Origin of the sequence: Streptomyces lavendofoliae (assembly GCF_014649735.1) — a bacterium.
In the GTDB taxonomy this organism is placed as follows: Bacteria; Actinomycetota; Actinomycetes; order Streptomycetales; family Streptomycetaceae; genus Streptomyces; species Streptomyces lavendofoliae.
Genome location: NZ_BMTP01000006.1, coordinates 151772 through 167051, shown reverse-complemented (window position 1 = coordinate 167051; position 15280 = coordinate 151772). Strand labels below are relative to the sequence as shown.

Here is a 15280-nt window from a genome sequence, read left to right as displayed (position 1 = left end):
CGGGGACGTCCGATCGGCACGCCACCGCGCGCCGCCCGGGAGGGCGACCGGTGCCGTGCCGTGGGGTGCCACGCCCGCCCCGCCACGGGACGCGGGCGGCACCCTGCCGGAAGGTGCCGTGTCCGCCGCCGGGCGTCCGGCCTAGGCTGGGAGCATGAGTGCGGAGCGAGATCTGACCCGGCTGGTCGCCGGCATGCGGCCCGAGCTGAACCCCGGCCGCTTCGTGTTCGTGACCGTGGACGGTTCCACCGTCCCGCCCGGACTCCACCCCGTCGTCACGGTCGCCGAGTCCGAGGGCCTCACTCTCGTCCTGCCGCAGCAGGAGGCGGACGCGGCCTCGCTGCCGTACGACTACGTGGCCGGATGGATCACCCTGCGCGTCCACTCCGCGCTCGACGCCGTCGGCCTCACCGCCGCCGTCTCCCGGCGACTCGCCGACGCCGGACTGAGCTGCAACGTCGTCGCGGGGTTCCACCACGACCACCTCTTCGTCGAGTACGCCCGGGCGGGAGAAGCGCTCACGGCCCTGCGCCACCTGGCCGAACAGGCCGCCTGACCGGCCCACCGCGCCGCCGCCGGCCCTGTGTCCGATGCTCCCGGGGCATCGCCCGCGGCGGTGGATCCGGCACCTTCCCGGGGGCCGTTCGGCGGGAAAGGGCCACGGCCGGGGCGCGCGGGCCCGGGCGCCGGTGGCGGGCCCCGGGCACGTACCATGGCGGCATGTCCTTCCTCCGCCGCCGCAGCGCCGCCACACCCGCGGGCCCGGACTTCGACGTCCTGGCCATGGACCCGGGCGACTGGCCCGGCAATCTCGGCGCCGGTCTGCTCCCCGCCCCCGACGGCACCTGCCAGGGCGTCTTCCTGCGCTACGACCTGTTCGGCGGCCGCGGCCCCGCGATGATCATCGGGAACCTCCCCGAGGGCTCCCCGGCCCGGGAGCTCGCGGAGGGGCAGATCCCCTTCGAGGTCGCCCAGCTCCTCGCGGCACTGGAGAACGACGAGCCGGTCGAGGTCGTCGAGACCGAGGACGTGCCGGTGATGCAGGGCGACAACCTGCTCATCGTGCGCCGCCTCAAGCTCTCCGAGAGCCGGATCTCCTGCGTGCAGTTCGACCGCAGCGACAACGTACTGGTCACCATCGCCAGCTGGGACCGCCCCATCACCGACGACCTGTACGCGCTGCTCAAGCCGCTGCCCGCGGAGCTCTTCCAGCAGGGCTGACCCCCGCCCGGCGCACCCGGCCCGGCCGGCCGGCGGGGACGTGCGGGAAATGCGTTCCCGCACGTCCGCCGGCGCGGATTAGAGTCGGGACCATGGCAACGCACGAGGGGAACCCGACCGCGCGGGTCGACAGCTGGATCTGGGCCGTACGCCTCACCAAGACGCGCTCGCAGGCGGCCACCGCCTGCCGGGCCGGGCACGTCCGCGTCAACGGCGAGCGTGCCAAGCCCGCCCAGCCCGTGAAGCCCGGCGACGAGGTCCGGCTGTTCCACGCCGGCCGCGAGCGCGTCGTGAAGGTGCGGCAGGTGCTCACCAAGCGGGTCGGCGCACCCGTGGCGGCCGAGGCGTACGTCGACAACAGCCCGCCCCCGCCGCCCCGCGAGCACGTCGCCCTGGCGGGCGTCCGCGACCGAGGGGCCGGGCGTCCCACCAAGCGGGAACGCCGCGAACTGGACCAGCTCCGCGGCATCCGTCCGTCCTGACCCCCGCGGCCCGCCGGCGGTCACCGCACCCTCGGCCAGCGGCTACGGCCTGAACAGCTCCAGGGGCCGGGCCGCCGAGGTGCCCAGCCCGGTCGGCCCGGCGGGCAGCCCCGTACCCGCGAGCCCCGTACCCGCGCCCGGCGTCGCCACCGCGCCGTGCGGCGCCGACCGGCCCGGCGGGACGACCGCGCCGGCCCGCAGCCGGGCGGTCCCGGCGCCCGAGTGGACGTCCTCGGCCCGGTAGCGGCGCACCTCCCGGTGCCAGTTGAGGATCCCGGCGAGCCAGTCCTCCAGCTCCCGCACATACGCGGCGAGGGCGGCCCTGCCCTCCTGGTCGAGCCCGAACTGCTCACTGAGCACCGGCAGTTCGTGCTTCTTCACATGTTCGAACTGGCGCAGCCGGCCGCGCATCAGGTCGTCGATGATCTTCACGCCCGTCGCGTAGTCGCAACCGAAGAAGGACTGCACGACCAGCACCCCGTTGTGCACCTCGCCCTCGACCTCGATCTCCTTCTGGTACGAGAAGAGGTCGTTGAGCATGGTGGCGTAGTCCGCCACCGCGTTCTCCATGCTGCGCACCGTCCCGCTCCGCAACAACTCCTGCGGCAGATGGTGCTGGTGGCGCAGCCGCCCCAGGCTCATCGTCAGGTCCGAGCCGAAGGTCAGGCGCCGCATCTCCACGTAGTCCACCGGGTCGGGCACCCGGTGCTGCGCCTGGTTGTGCAGTTCCCACAGCCAGCTCTCCAGCATGTCGTCCAGCGCCCTGCGCAGGGACGCCCGCGCCCCCGGACCCATCGGTCCCGCGGTGCGCGCCCACAGGTCGGCCAGCGACCGCTCCAGCGGGCTGACCGCCCCGGCGGCCCCGGTCTCCGGCGCGTCGACCGGCATGCACGCCATCAGCCGCTCGTTGCACAGCTTGGCGCCGGCGAGATCACGCGGCCGTCCGAAGACCAGCGGGTAGTAGTCGTCGCCGTACGTCCCCCAGGTGAGCCACTCGGCGCTCAGCTCCAGCTCCTCGGCGGTGGCGTCCGGGTCGAGTCCGGCGCCGCACAGCGCGAGGTCGAACCCGGCCATCATCCGCTCGTCCCAGATGTCGTCGAGCAGGCCCATCCGCCCGGCCCACGCCAGGGACTTGGCACGCGCGTCGTCCAGGTGGGGGCTGAGCGTCAGGGGGTACGGCAGGTCGAAGTCGGGCAGCAGCGAGGGGCCGACGTGCTGGTGCGGCACATGCGTGAGGCCGCGCGCCCGGGCGGCGGCGGGGCGGCCGAACAGGGTGGTGATGTCGAGCGCCGAGGTGCCGAGCACCCCGCTGAAGAGCGACGGCCCGCTCCTGGCGTCCTCGTTCATGTACCGGCTGGAGCGCAGGTGCCACTCGTGCCCGCCGGACTGCCAGTCCTGGAGCCCCTTGGTGTACGCGGCGATCGCGGCGCACTCCGCGGCGTTCAGCCCCTTGTCCAGGCACAGTTGGGGGACCTCGGTGAGGGCGGTGTTCTCGAACTGCTGGAGCCGGGAGGTGAGCAGGTCGTTGACGGCCTCGGCGGCCTCCTGGGTGGTGCAGCCCAGGAACTTCTCCAGCACCAGGACGCCGTTGCTGTTCTCGCCCTCGTCCTCGACCTCGCGCTGGTACGAGAAGAGGTCGTTGCGCAGGTGCACCGCGTCGGAGAAGGCGTCGCGCAGGACCCGCAGCGGACGGGAGGCGGCCACCGACTCCGGCACCTCGGCGCCGGCCGCGTACTCCACCAGCCCGGCGGACCAGGGAGCGCCGCCCACCTTGCGGCGCATCTCGATGTACTCGACGGGGTTGGCGATCCGCCCCTCGTTGATGTTCGCCAGTTCCCACATCGACTCGTTGAGCAGGTGCTCGGTCGCCTCGGCGAACCGGGACCGCCACGCCTGCGACATGCTCGGGACGGTCCGCTTCCACAGGTCGGCCAGCCCCGCCTCCACCGGGTTCACCGGCTCGGGCGTCCCCTGGGAGAGGTCCAGCGGCATGAAGGCCGGCAGACGCTCCAGGTAGGCCTTGCCGCCGTCCAGGTCCTGGGTGCGCTTGAAGACCTCCAGGAAGTGGTCGTCGAAGAAGAAGACCCAGACGTACCAGTCGGTGACCAGGGAGAGGGCGTCGGAGTCACAATCGGGGTGGGTGTACGCGCACAGCAGGGCGTAGTCGTGCGCGTCGAGGTCCTGCTGGTCCCAGACCCCCGATCCCTCCAGCATCCCCATCCGGCGCGCCCACGTCCTGGTGTGGGAACGGGCCGCCTCCACATGGGGATTGAGGCGTGCCGGATACGGCATGTAGAAATCCGGCAGGACGAAGGGCTGTGCCATGCGTGCGGCGCCTTTCGGTGAAGGTGGACATACCGCGGCCCCCCTACCCTTCGCCAACACCGTCCAAGCCGCTCGCCGTATTAGTCATATGAACGCCAATGAGGCGGGTCGCCGCTGCCCGTCACCGCCGGGAAACGACGACGTCCGACGCCTTCACGAAGGCCACCCGGTGCCCGAACTGGATCTCGTAGTAGGTCTCCCGCCCCCGCACCAGCCGGTGCCCCGAGGTGTCGAAGGACGGGGCGTAGTAGTACTCGCCCGGCACCCGGTCGCCCACCACGTAGCGCTGGCCCGCCGGGAGCCTGTACGGCAACGGCGAGAGCGCCTGGACCGGCACGTCCGCCGGGTAGGCGGAGACCTCGGGATAGGCCCGGCCGTAGACCGGGACGTCCACCAGCCCCTCCCTCGGCGTCACCACCCGGCCGCGCGACCCCACGGCCACCGGCTGGGTGCGCGGGTCGTGGAACCAGGCCTTCTGGCCCAGGTACCAGATCGCCGTCCACGACCCGCGCCGCTCCGCCACCGCGTACTTCTGGCCCGTGGACGCCCGCGCGCCGGTGTCGTCGACTCCGGTGGTCGAGTCGCCGCCACCCGGCCGGAGCCCGGCGTCCCGCACCAGCGGCGCGTCCTCGGCGGGCTCCGTGTGCAGCCGGACGGCGCCGCTGCCGTGCGGCGGGCACGCCTCGCCGGGCTTCGCGCAGCCGGTGTAGAGCGGCCGGTGGGCGCCGTAGCGCGGGCGGATCGTCACCACGGCGGCGTGCGGCCCGGCGGTCGGCGTGAAGGGCCGCCCCAGCAGCTCGAAGTAGTGCGCCCAGTCCCAGTACGGCCCCGGATCGGTGTGCATACCGCGGACCGAGGCGGCGGTCGGGCCGGGCACGTTGTCGTGGCCCAGGATGTGCTGCCGGTCCAGCGGGACGCCGTACCTCTTCGCCAGGTACCGCACCAGCCGCGCGGACGTGCGGTACATCGCCTCCGTGTACCAGGCGTCCGGCGCCACCAGGAAGCCCTCGTGCTCCAGACCCACCGACTTGGCGTTGACGTACCAGTTGCCCGCGTGCCACCCGACGTCCTTCAGCGGAACGTGCTGGGCGATGTGCCCGTCGGACGAGCGCAGCGAGTAGTGCCACGACACGTACTCCGGGTCCTGCACCAGCTTCAGTGTGACGTCCCAGGTCGCCTCGGTGTCATGGATGACGATGTGGTCGACCGACGGGGACACGGGCCGCTCCGCCTTGTCGTGGTTGCCGTAGTCGCCCTCGCCGAACTCCTCGTAAGGCGCCGGGATCCACTCGCAGGCCACCGTCCTCGGGCACTCGGTCCCGGCCGACACGGCCGTCCGCAGCCCCAGCCCGGCGGCCTGCCCGGTCTCCGGGACGACACCCGGGTCCGCGGGCAGGTCCACCACCTGCCCGCCGTCCGTCACCCGGCGCGCACCCGACCGGATGACGTCGTACACGTCGTTCGCGTACGTCGTGGCCGTCGCCGTGTCGTCGGCGCCCGAGTACCGCGCCACCGCGCCGTACCAGTCGCCGGGGTCGGCGCTCGCCGGGTGGCCGAGTTCCCGCTGAACGGCCGCCAGCAGGGCCGCGCCCCCGCGGATGTTCGCGGCGGCGCCGGTGCGCAGCCGCTCGGGGGAGATGCCCGACAGCCGGGCCGCCCGCTCCAGGGTCCGCAGCCGGGCGGGGAGCGCGGACGGCGCGGGCACCACGGCGTGCGCCACGCGCTTCGCCGGGCGCGAGGAGTCACCGCGCGGGTCCTCGGCGCCGTGCGAGTGGTGCGGGGCGGAGGCCAGCGCGGTCCGCGCGTCGGTGAGGTGCATCGGGCCGTACCCCCCGGTGACGCTGGGCGCGCCACCGTGCCCGTCCCAGCGGGACTGCAGGTACGACACCGCGAGCAGCACGCTCCGCGGCACCCCGTACTCGTCGGCGGCGGACGCGAAGTCGCGCTGCAGGCCCCCGGGCCCGGGCGGCCGGACGGCCGTCGCGGACGGGGCCGCCGGGACCGGCGTCAGCAGCAGCGCGGCGGACAAGGCCACCACTCCCGCTGCCCGAGCGCGCCCGGCGTGGCGTACGTGTCGACGGACCGAGCGGGGCACGGCGGCCTCCAGGGGTGGGCGGAAAGCGGCGACCCGTACAGGCGTAGCGGCTGCCGGACCGTCCGTCAATCACGCCCGCGCACACCGGAAAAGACGTTCCGTGGAGCCGGAGGAGGGGTTTCCCGCCGGTTCCACGCCGGCCTGCGTGATGTCACCGGCCCGTACGCGCCGGCGCCTCGTCGTGCGGGGGCGAGCGGCCCCTCAGTCCACCTGGACGGCGAGCAGACAGGCGTCGTCGTCATGGACGCCGCGCTCGTACTCCTCCGTGAGGCGGTCCACGATGCGCCGGGGCGGCAGTCCGCTGCTCGCCGCGAGGAGACCCGTCAGCGCCGCGATGCCCTCGGTGATGTCCTGCCCGCGCCGCTCGACCACCCCGTCGGTGTACAGCAGCAGCACGTCGCCCCGCTCCAGCTGGAACTCCGCCGTCTCGTACCGGTGCCCCGGCAGCGCCCCCAGCAGCGGTCCCCGGTGCTCGATCGGCAGCGTGTACGCACGCCCCTCGCGCAGCAGCAACGGCGCCGGGTGGCCGGCGCAGGTCCACCGGAAGACCCGGTCGGCGCCGACGTGGCCGACCGACATCGTGGCCGTCGCCGACGAGGGGTCGCTGCACACCAGCTCGTTCAGCCAGGTGGTGACCTCCCCGGCACACGCCCCCGTCTGGGCGAGCCCCGCCGTGGCGTGGCGCTGCTGGGCCATCCGGGCGACCGCCTCCAGGCCGTGCCCGCTGGCGTCCCCGATCGCGATCAGCGCCCGGCCGTCCGCCAGCGGCCGGCACTTGTACCAGTCGCCGCCCACCGCCGCGTCCGGCTCGGCGGGCAGATAGGCGGCCGCCACGTCCAGACCCAGTTCCGCCAGGCCCTCCGAGTACGTCGGCAGCAGCGCCTCCCGCAGCGCCGACGCGACATGCCGCTCCGCCGCGGCCTGCTGCCGCAACTGCTCGGCCTCCACCTGCTTCTCCACCAGCCTGCGGCGGCTGCGCATCTGGGGAGTGAGGTCACGGGCCACGATCTGCAACGCCCACGGCCGGCCGTCCGTGCCCGCCACCGGGCGGCCCAGCAGGTCGACCGTCCGGACCTCGCCCAGGACCAGGAACCGGATCCGCGTCCACGCCGGTTCCTCACCGGCCAGCACCGACACGATGAACTCGCCGAACGGCCCCACGTCCTCCGTCACCAGCGCGTCACACAGCTCCAGCAGCGACCACGGCAGCGCCGGGTCCGTACGGAAGATCCGCTGAAGCCCCTCCGACCATGTCACCGAGCCGGACAGCAGGTCCCAGCGCCCCCACCCCATGGAGGCCAGGTGCTGGGCGTCGATGGTGAGGAGCTCCGCCTGGCTGCGCACCGGGCGCCAGGTGGTGAGCACCTGGTCGCCGCACGACGACGCGTAGTGCACCAGCTGGACGCGGCGCAGCCTGCCGTAACGCTCCTCGGTGTAGTCCACGACCATGCCGTTGAGGGCCAGGCCGTCAGCCAGGACGTCCTTGAGCGCGGCCAGCAGCCCGCCGGCCGCGGCCCCCGGGCGGGCCTCCGCGAAGAACCGCTGGCCGACCTGCTGGTCCGGCGGGACCAGCCATTCGGCGGAGCGGATGTGATTGCCGGCACGGATGACGAAGTCGGTGATCCCACCGGAGTCGTCCCGCACCGGGGACAGCAGCGCGGCCGACACCGGGATGGCCGGCAGCGTGGCGCACAGGCACGTCCACGGGTCGTGCTGCCCGCCCGCGTCCCAGCGGGTGTGCGGGGACCAGAACCCCTGCCGGCACCGGCACTGGCCCGTCCGGGCGTCGCCGGCCTCCGGCGACGCCTTGCCGACCTCGCCGGTGGACCTGCCGGGGGAGGGCTTCGCCACCCCGGCCGTCTCGGCCCGGCGGCGCACCTCCGCCCGCAGCGTCGCGATCTCGCGTTCGATGTACGCCTTCAGCGACGCCACGTCGGCGGTGTGCGAGCGCGTCACGAGGGCGCCACGGTCCCCGTACCGGCAGCCGCTCCAGCGGCCCGGGCGTGTTCGCTGCCGGGAAGGTACATCGTGGCGCCCTCTCTCCTCGTACTTCCTGTGCCGACCGGGGACCCACGGCCCCCGGAGCACGTTCCGGACGGGGTCAGGCGTGCACCCCGTGACCCCGGTGCCCCCGGCCGGCGATGACCCGGTAGAGGGCGAGCACGATCACAGAACCGATGATCGCGGCGATCCAGGTCGACAGGTCGAAGAAGCCGTCGATCGAGTCGACACCGAAGATGACCTTGCCCAGGAAGCCGCCGAGCAGACCGCCCACGATGCCGATCAGCATGGTCACCAGAATGCCGCCCGGGTCACGTCCCGGCATCAGCGCCTTGGCGATCGCACCGGCCAGCAGCCCGATGATGATCCACGCGATGATTCCCATTCTCGACCTCCCGTAGCTTTCCGCACGTTCCGCCACGCGGCGGGACATCACACCGCTTTGCCCGGCCCGGTGGCGGTAAACGCCCGCGGTGGCCGCCGTTCCGGTTCAGCGGCGGTCCGGGGGCGGACGACCCGGTGCGGACGGGCCGTAGGCCCCGGAACGGACGGGCCGTAAGTCCCGGAACGGGCGCGCCGGTCGGCGCGCTCGCCGCGCTTCCCACCGGCAACACCGACAGAAGCGGCCGGCCCCACCGGTCACGCCGGACAGCCGAGAGAAGAGAACCGCCGATGAAGCCACCCATACGGCGGAAGCCCCGCGGGAGCCGGCCCACGGGTCCGCACGCCGCTCCGCGCGCCCGTCCGCGTACCAGCCCTCCGTGAGCGGTTGTCGGTCCGGCCCAAGCCGGTCACCCTCGCACCGGGTGCCTCCGCCCGGTTCACGCTCACGCCGGCACGGCGACACGGGCTGCGGAACGGGGCCCGCGGCGCGGGGGATCGAGGGCCCCGGCGCCGTCAGCCCGGGGTCCCCGCTTCCCGCCTGAGCGCGATCCAGCGTTCGGCCACTCCCCGGACGGCCGGGTAGCGCTTGAGCAGTTCCTCGTCCGCCAGGGACATCTCGGTCGCCGCGCCCGCCGGGGCGCGGGTGGATCCGTCGGAGAGGGGAAGGGACCGGGCGTGGTGATCGTCGTACATCGGGCCTCCAGTCGCTCGGGCACGCGCCTGGCCTCCCGTGGGGAGCCGGGAGGCGGCGCGGCTCCGCCCACGCGGCTGAGCGGGGCGGAGCCGATACGGCGACCCGTCGGGGGTACGAGCGCCGCGGCCACAGCATGCACCCGAACTGGCCATCACCGGTAGGGGTGTGGCCGAAATCAGTCGAACCGTGGTGCCGGAGAGCGCGAACGCGACTGCCCCGTCCAGTGGGGCGAGCGGTGCGACGGCGTCGCCCCACGGAGCCGGCACCGCGGAGAGCCGGAACAGGGGCCGCCCCGCCCCGCCGCCCGCGCGCCGCCGAGCGGTGGGCCTCCCGGCCCGCCGAGCCGTGCCGCGCCGAGGCTGCCCGGGGCACCGTCCGCCCGGCGACCGGAGCCGTGCCCCGCGTCAGGCCCGCGCGCCGGAACGTACGGCAGCGCGCCGGGTGGCCGGTGTGTCGGCACCCGCCACCCGGCGCGCTTCCCCCTCGCCGCCGGTCAGCGCGTGCCGACCGCGGCGCGCACGGCCCGCCGTGCCAGCGCGCAGTCATCGTGCAGCCGCCGCAGCAGCAGCCGCTGTTCCTCGCCGGTGGACACCGCGCCGGGAGCGGTCGGCACCGAACCGGCGGGTGGCGCCTCGCGTATCGTCCGCTGCACGGCGGTCTCGTAGGTACGGATCTCCCGCGTCAGCACGAGCATCAGGTTCACCAGGAACGCGTCCCGCGCCGCAGGCCCCTCGCGCTGGGCGAGCTGGCTGATGTGGCGCCTGGCCGCGGGCGCGTCGCCCAGCACGGCCCACAGCGTCGCCAGGTCGTATCCCGGCAGGTACCAGCCGGCGTGCTCCCAGTCGACCAGTACGGGTCCGGCCGGCGAGAGCAGGATGTTGGACAGCAGCGCGTCGCCGTGGCAGAACTGGCCCATGCCCTGCCGCCCGCCCGCGTGCGCCAGACCGTGCAGCAGCTTCTGCAGGTCGTCGCGGTCCCGGTCGGTGAACAGGCCCAGCTCGTGGTAGCGGGAGATCCGGGAGCCGTAGTCGAGCGGGGCGTCGAACGTCCCGGCCGGTGGCCGCCAGGCGTTGAGCCGGGTGACCGCGCCGAGCGCGGCCCGCAGGTCGGTGCGCGGCGGGGCCTCCCGGGGGTGGCGCGTGAGCGCCGCGGCCCGCCCGGGCATCCGCTCGATCACCAGCGCGCAGTTGTCCGGATCGGCGGCGATCAGCCGCGGCGCCCGGACCGGGGGGCGATGGCGCACGAAGGTGCGGTAGGCCGCGATCTCATGACGGAACCGCTCGACCCACGCGGGGGAGTGGTCCAGTAAACACTTGGCGACCGCGGTGGCGCGTCCGGTGGTCCCGACGAGCAGGACCGAGCGGCCGCTGCGCCGCATCACCTGCACCGGGTTGAACTCCGGGCAGATCCGGTGCACCGACGCGATCACCTTCCGCAACTGCGCGCCCTGGGTGCCGGACAAGTCGATTCTCCCGCTGAGCGGTCCGGCCACCGCCCCTGCCCAGCGCCGGGTCCGGCCCGCCTGGGAAGGATCCAGGTACGGGCCGCCGCCGGCCGGGACGGTGCGCTGCTGCGGCCGGGGCGGGGCGGACACGGAGGACGATGCTGTGTACATGGGCGAGACAGACCCCTTCGTGTGCCGACGATTTGCGTACGCTGCCCCGTCCCGGCCTCCGGTCGACACCCTGGGGAATGAGGGCCGGTTGCCGGGGCGGGGTGGCGCTTTCCTACCTGACACCCGGGCGCGGGTGGCACACCATCTGGCGCACCCTGGCGAACCCTGGCGAATAGTCGTCAGCCCTATGACAGCGGGTTAGTGTCAACTCAGCCGAGAACCTGGGGGCTTGACGTGACCGGAGAACCCAACACCCGACTTGCGGACCTGTTCGGCCTGGCCGGCTGGTCCAAGGGCGAACTCGCGAGACTGGTGAACCGGCAGGCGGCGGCCATGGGCCACCCCCAGCTGGCGACCGACACCTCGCGGGTCCGGCGCTGGATCGACATGGGGGAGACCCCGCGCGATCCGGTACCCCGGGTGCTGGCAGCACTGTTCACCGAGCGACTCGGCCGTGTCGTGACCATCGAGGACCTCGGGTTCGTACGACACGGGCGCGCCGGGAAACGGCGGGACGTCAGGAACACCGACAACCCTGACGGGCTGCCCTGGGCGCCCGAGCGTACGGCTGCGGTCCTCACCGAATTCACGGGAATGGACCTCATGCTCAACCGACGCGGCTTGGTGGGCGCGGGCGCCGCGCTCGCCGCAGGCTCCGCACTCACCAGCGCCATGTACGACTGGCTCCACACCGATCCCTCCCCCACCGCCGACGCCCCCCGGCACGACAGTCCCCTGCACGCCGATCCGGCCGGGTTCGACCGCTACGAGGCCGCCCCCATCGGGTCGCAGGAGATCGAAGCGCTGGAACGCTCGGTCGAAGTGTTCCGCGCCTGGGACGCCGCGCGTGGCGGCGGGCTCCAGCGGAAGGCCGTCGTCGGCCAGCTGAACGAAGTGGGCGGCATGCTCGCCTACCGCCACCCCGACCACCTCCAGCGCAGGCTCTGGGGTGTGGCCGCCAACCTCGCCGTCCTGGCGGGCTGGATGTCCCACGACGTGGGCCTGGAACCCACCGCCCAGAAGTACTTCGTCATCGCCGCCCACGCGGCGCGCGAGGGCGGCGACCGGCCGCGCGCCGGCGAGGCGCTGTCCCGCGCCGCCCGCCAGATGGTGCACCTCGGCCGGCCCGACGAGGCCCTGGACCTGATGAAGCTCGCCCGGTCCGGCTCGGGCGAGGAGATCCTGCCGCGTACGCAGGCCATGCTGCACACCATCGAGGCGTGGGCGCAGGCGTCCATGGGACGCGGCCAGGCCATGCGCCGCACCCTGGGCGAGGCCGAGGAACTGTTCGTCTCGGACAAGTCCGACGTGCCCCTGCCGAGCTGGATGCAGACCTTCCGGAGCGAGGACCTGTACGGCATGCAGGCGCTCGCCTACCGGACGCTGGCCGAGCATGAGCCCGCCGCGGCGAAGCAGGCCCAGTACTTCGCCCAGAAGGCGCTGGCGCTGCGCAACGACGGCCGGCAGCGTTCGAAGATCTTCGACTACCTCTCCATGGCGTCGGCGTGCTTCATCGCCGACGACCCCGAGCAGGCGGACCGCTACGCCAGGCTCGCCCTGATGTCGATGGGCGAGACCTCGTCCCAGCGCACCTGGGACCGGCTGCGGGAGATGTACCGGCTCACCGGGCACTACGCGGGTTACACGAAGATCGAGGACCTGCGCGAGGAGATCCAGCTGGCCATGCCCAAGGCCGCGGCGAAGAGGCCCCGGCGCACCCGGGCCTGACCGCCCCGGAGCACGCCCGAAGGATCACCGCCGATCCACCGCCGAACCACCACGGAGAACCGCCACGCCGGAACGACCGGCACCGGCGGGACCGGGCGGGTCAGGACGTCGGTGACGTCCGTCGACCGGCCCCGGCGTCCGGCACCACACTCACCCACGGCGATGGGCCACCCGTCCCACAGGCCGGGCCACCGCGCCCCGACCACCGCGAACTCCCGACCACGCCCACGCACCCTGCCGTGCCGTAACGGCATGACGTGCCCGGGCCACCACTCACGACCGGCCGCCGGTCACCCTGGCGACCATCACACAGGCGTCGTTCTCACGAGCCGCGCCACCGAACTCCTCCACCACCGACCGCACACACTCGCGCGCGTCGCGGGCCCGGGCGAACCGGGGTGCGAGCTCCAGCAGCTTGTCCCTGCCGGGGCCGCGCGTCAGCCCGTCCGTGTGCAGCACCAGCAGGTCACCGGGCCGCAGCCCGATCTCGGCCTGTTCGTACGCCGCCCCGGACGTCGCCCCGAGCAGGGCGCCCTCCGGGCGGGTCAGCGTGTGCCCCGTCCCGTCGCGGAACAGCAACGGGGCGGGGTGCCCCGCCTGCGCCCAGGTGAGCGTCCGGCTCGTCGGCTCGTAGCGGCAGCAGATCGCGCTGCCCAGCGCGGGCTGCGACGAGGTGTCCAGCACCTGGTTGAGGTGTGCCATCAGCGGGCCGGGCCGGATTCCGGCGACCGCCAGGCCCCGCAGGGCGCCCAGCAGCATCGCCATGGTCGACGTCGCGGAGACGCCGTGGCCCGTCAGGTCGCCCACGGTCAGCAGGGCGTCGCCGTCCGGGAGTTCCAGCGCGTCGTACCAGTCGCCGCCGATCGTCGCGCTGGACGCGGACGGCAGGTACCGCGCGGCCAGATCCAGCCCCGCGGGCCCGTTGTGCGGCAGCCCGGCGGACCCGCGCCATGGCGGCAGCACCGCCTCCTGCAGCTCCACCGCCATCCGGTGCTCGGCCCGCTCGATGTGCCGGCGGCGCTGCAACGAGTCACGCGACTCGCGCACGGCCCGCTCGCTGCGGCGCAGTTCGCTGACGTCCCGCAGCACCGCCCACATCGAGGCCGTGCACCCGTCCACGTCGAGCACGGGCTCGCCCATCATGTGGAGCGTGCGCACCCGGCCGTCCGTCCGGACGATCCGGAACTCCCCGTCGATGGGCTTGCCGTCGATCAGGCACCCCGTCACCATCGCGGTCAGCAGCGCCTGGTCCTCGGCGAACACCATGGAGGGCAGCTCGTCGAGGGTCAGCGGGCCGGCCTCGGAGGAGCGGCCGAAGATGTCGTACAGCTCGTCCGACCAGCTCACCTCGTCGGTGAGGAGGTTCCACTCCGCGCTGCCGACCCGGCTGAGCAGGGAACCGGTGGGCGGCGGGTCCGCGGGTGCCGCCTCGTCCGCGCCGGGGCCGAACGGCTCAGCGGGCTGTTCGGGGCCGTCGGGCACGCCCTCCTTGAGCTGACCCAACTGTGCGCCCAGGTCGTCCAGTTGGTGGACGGCCAGGTCGCACAGCGCGCGCTGCCAGCGGCCCTGGGGGTCGTCCTCGTCCACCACGGCGTCCCGGCGCACGGCATCGACGTCTCCGCGCAGCCTGCGGGTCTGCGAGATCAGGGCGTCCAGCGTGCCGCGCTCGGGCGGCTGTGGGGCGGGACGGTCCGCGAACAGATGGGACGGCATGTCGTACTCCGATACGGGCGCGAGCGCGGCCAGGGTCTGAAACTGAGGACCGGTTACGACTGTTGCACAGGCGGAGAGTGCCTGTAAGGGGTTTGGCAACACTCGATACGGTGGTGCTTCCGGCATATGCCAAGGGCCCGGTGGGGCCGGCCGCGCGGACCGGATCGCCACCGGCGTCCCCGGGCCGGGGCGGGTGCGGAGACCCGCCGGTCACGGCAGGATCGAGTCCACGTAACCGCCGTCGACCCGGACCGCCCCACCGGTCGTCGCGGACGCCTGGGGCGAGCTGAGGTAGACCACCATGTGAGCGATCTCCTCCGGCTCGATGAGCCGCTGGAGCAGGGACTGGGGCCGGTGTCTGCGCATGAACACGCGCTGCGCCTCCTCCCACGGCAGGTCCCGGTCGACCAGCTCGTACACGAAGTCCTCCACCCCACCCGTACGAGTGGGTCCGGCGATGACGGCGTTGACGGTGACGCCCGTGCCGGCGGCCTCCTTGGCGAAGCCGCGGTTCACCGCCAGCAGGGCCGTCTTCGACATGCCGTAGTGGATCATCTCGGCCGGGGTCACCACGGCCGAGTCACTGGCGATGTACTGCACCCGGCCCCAGCCGCGGGCCGTCATGCTAGGCAGGTACGCGCGGGTGAGCCGGACGGCCGCGAGCACGTTCACCTCGAAGTACCGCCGCCACTCCTCGTCCGTGATCTCCAGGGCGGGCCGGGACTCGAAGATGCCCAGGTTGTTGACGAGGACGTCCACGTGGGGCAGCAGCTCCACGGCCAGCGCGGCGCCCTCCTCGGAGGCGACGTCCGCCGCCACCGGGACCACCTCGGCGTCGGGCACCTCCGCCCGCAGCCGCTTCACGGCGGCGGCGACACCGTCCGGGGTGCGTCCGTTGACGGCCACCGTCGCGCCCGCGCGCGCCAGCCCGGTGGCGATCGCCGCTCCGATGCCCTGCGTCGAACCGGTGACCAGTGCCGTCCTGCCGGTGAGGTCCACGTGCATCCGCCCGGTTTCCCTTC

Annotated in this window: 12 protein-coding genes; 4 read left to right on the top strand and 8 right to left on the bottom strand. The window is 73.7% G+C overall.

Annotated features, from left to right (window positions below; all coding sequences use genetic code 11):
* The first annotated feature begins 154 nt into the window (after window positions 1–154).
* From IE109_RS13595 to IE109_RS13585, 3 genes are all read left to right on the top strand, one after another.
* On the top strand, window positions 155–556 hold the full coding sequence (locus tag IE109_RS13595; RefSeq protein ID WP_189551091.1) for an ACT domain-containing protein: 402 nt from the start codon (window positions 155–157) through the stop codon (window positions 554–556).
* A 164-nt stretch (window positions 557–720) separates the two neighbouring features.
* The gene (locus IE109_RS13590; RefSeq protein ID WP_064070633.1) at window positions 721–1221 is read left to right on the top strand and encodes a hypothetical protein; all 501 of its coding nucleotides are present in this window, start codon (window positions 721–723) and stop codon (window positions 1219–1221) included.
* A 92-nt stretch (window positions 1222–1313) separates the two neighbouring features.
* Entirely contained in the window at window positions 1314–1703 is a 390-nt protein-coding gene (locus tag IE109_RS13585) for an RNA-binding S4 domain-containing protein (protein ID WP_189551090.1), read from the top strand.
* Window positions 1704–1745: 42 nt separating this feature from the next.
* On the opposite strand, the gene IE109_RS13580 is transcribed toward IE109_RS13585, so the two are convergent.
* The 6 genes from IE109_RS13580 to IE109_RS13555 all read right to left on the bottom strand — a co-directional run bounded on the left by IE109_RS13580 (window position 1746) and on the right by IE109_RS13555 (window position 10817).
* On the bottom strand, window positions 1746–4028 hold the full coding sequence (locus IE109_RS13580) for a terpene synthase family protein (protein WP_189551089.1): 2283 nt from the start codon (window positions 4026–4028) through the stop codon (window positions 1746–1748).
* A gap of 121 nt (window positions 4029–4149) precedes the next feature.
* Window positions 4150–6057, bottom strand: a complete 1908-nt coding sequence (locus tag IE109_RS13575; protein WP_189551295.1) for an N-acetylmuramoyl-L-alanine amidase — start codon at window positions 6055–6057, stop codon at window positions 4150–4152.
* Window positions 6058–6324: 267 nt separating this feature from the next.
* Window positions 6325–8079, bottom strand: coding sequence for a PP2C family protein-serine/threonine phosphatase (locus tag IE109_RS13570; protein ID WP_189551088.1), 1755 nt, complete (start codon window positions 8077–8079; stop codon window positions 6325–6327).
* A 145-nt stretch (window positions 8080–8224) separates the two neighbouring features.
* On the bottom strand, window positions 8225–8509 hold the full coding sequence (locus tag IE109_RS13565; RefSeq protein WP_189551087.1) for a GlsB/YeaQ/YmgE family stress response membrane protein: 285 nt from the start codon (window positions 8507–8509) through the stop codon (window positions 8225–8227).
* A 512-nt stretch (window positions 8510–9021) separates the two neighbouring features.
* On the bottom strand, window positions 9022–9201 hold the full coding sequence (locus tag IE109_RS13560; RefSeq protein ID WP_189551086.1) for a hypothetical protein: 180 nt from the start codon (window positions 9199–9201) through the stop codon (window positions 9022–9024).
* A 494-nt stretch (window positions 9202–9695) separates the two neighbouring features.
* Window positions 9696–10817, bottom strand: a complete 1122-nt coding sequence (locus IE109_RS13555; RefSeq protein ID WP_189551085.1) for an aminoglycoside phosphotransferase family protein — start codon at window positions 10815–10817, stop codon at window positions 9696–9698.
* A 234-nt stretch (window positions 10818–11051) separates the two neighbouring features.
* Here IE109_RS13555 and IE109_RS13550 point away from each other — a divergent pair, with 234 nt between their 5' ends.
* Entirely contained in the window at window positions 11052–12545 is a 1494-nt protein-coding gene (locus IE109_RS13550) for a DNA-binding protein NsdB (RefSeq protein ID WP_189551084.1), read from the top strand.
* A 273-nt stretch (window positions 12546–12818) separates the two neighbouring features.
* Here IE109_RS13550 and IE109_RS13545 read toward each other — a convergent pair whose 3' ends face one another.
* Together IE109_RS13545 and IE109_RS13540 are read right to left on the bottom strand one after the other, a co-directional pair.
* Window positions 12819–14258: a PP2C family protein-serine/threonine phosphatase gene (locus IE109_RS13545; RefSeq protein ID WP_189551083.1), complete on the bottom strand. Its 1440-nt coding sequence runs from the start codon at window positions 14256–14258 to the stop codon at window positions 12819–12821.
* 210 nt (window positions 14259–14468) lie between these two features.
* Window positions 14469–15263 (bottom strand): SDR family NAD(P)-dependent oxidoreductase, encoded by a 795-nt coding sequence (locus IE109_RS13540; RefSeq protein ID WP_189551082.1) that lies wholly within the window; start codon window positions 15261–15263, stop codon window positions 14469–14471.
* Window positions 15264–15280: the final 17 nt, after the last annotated feature.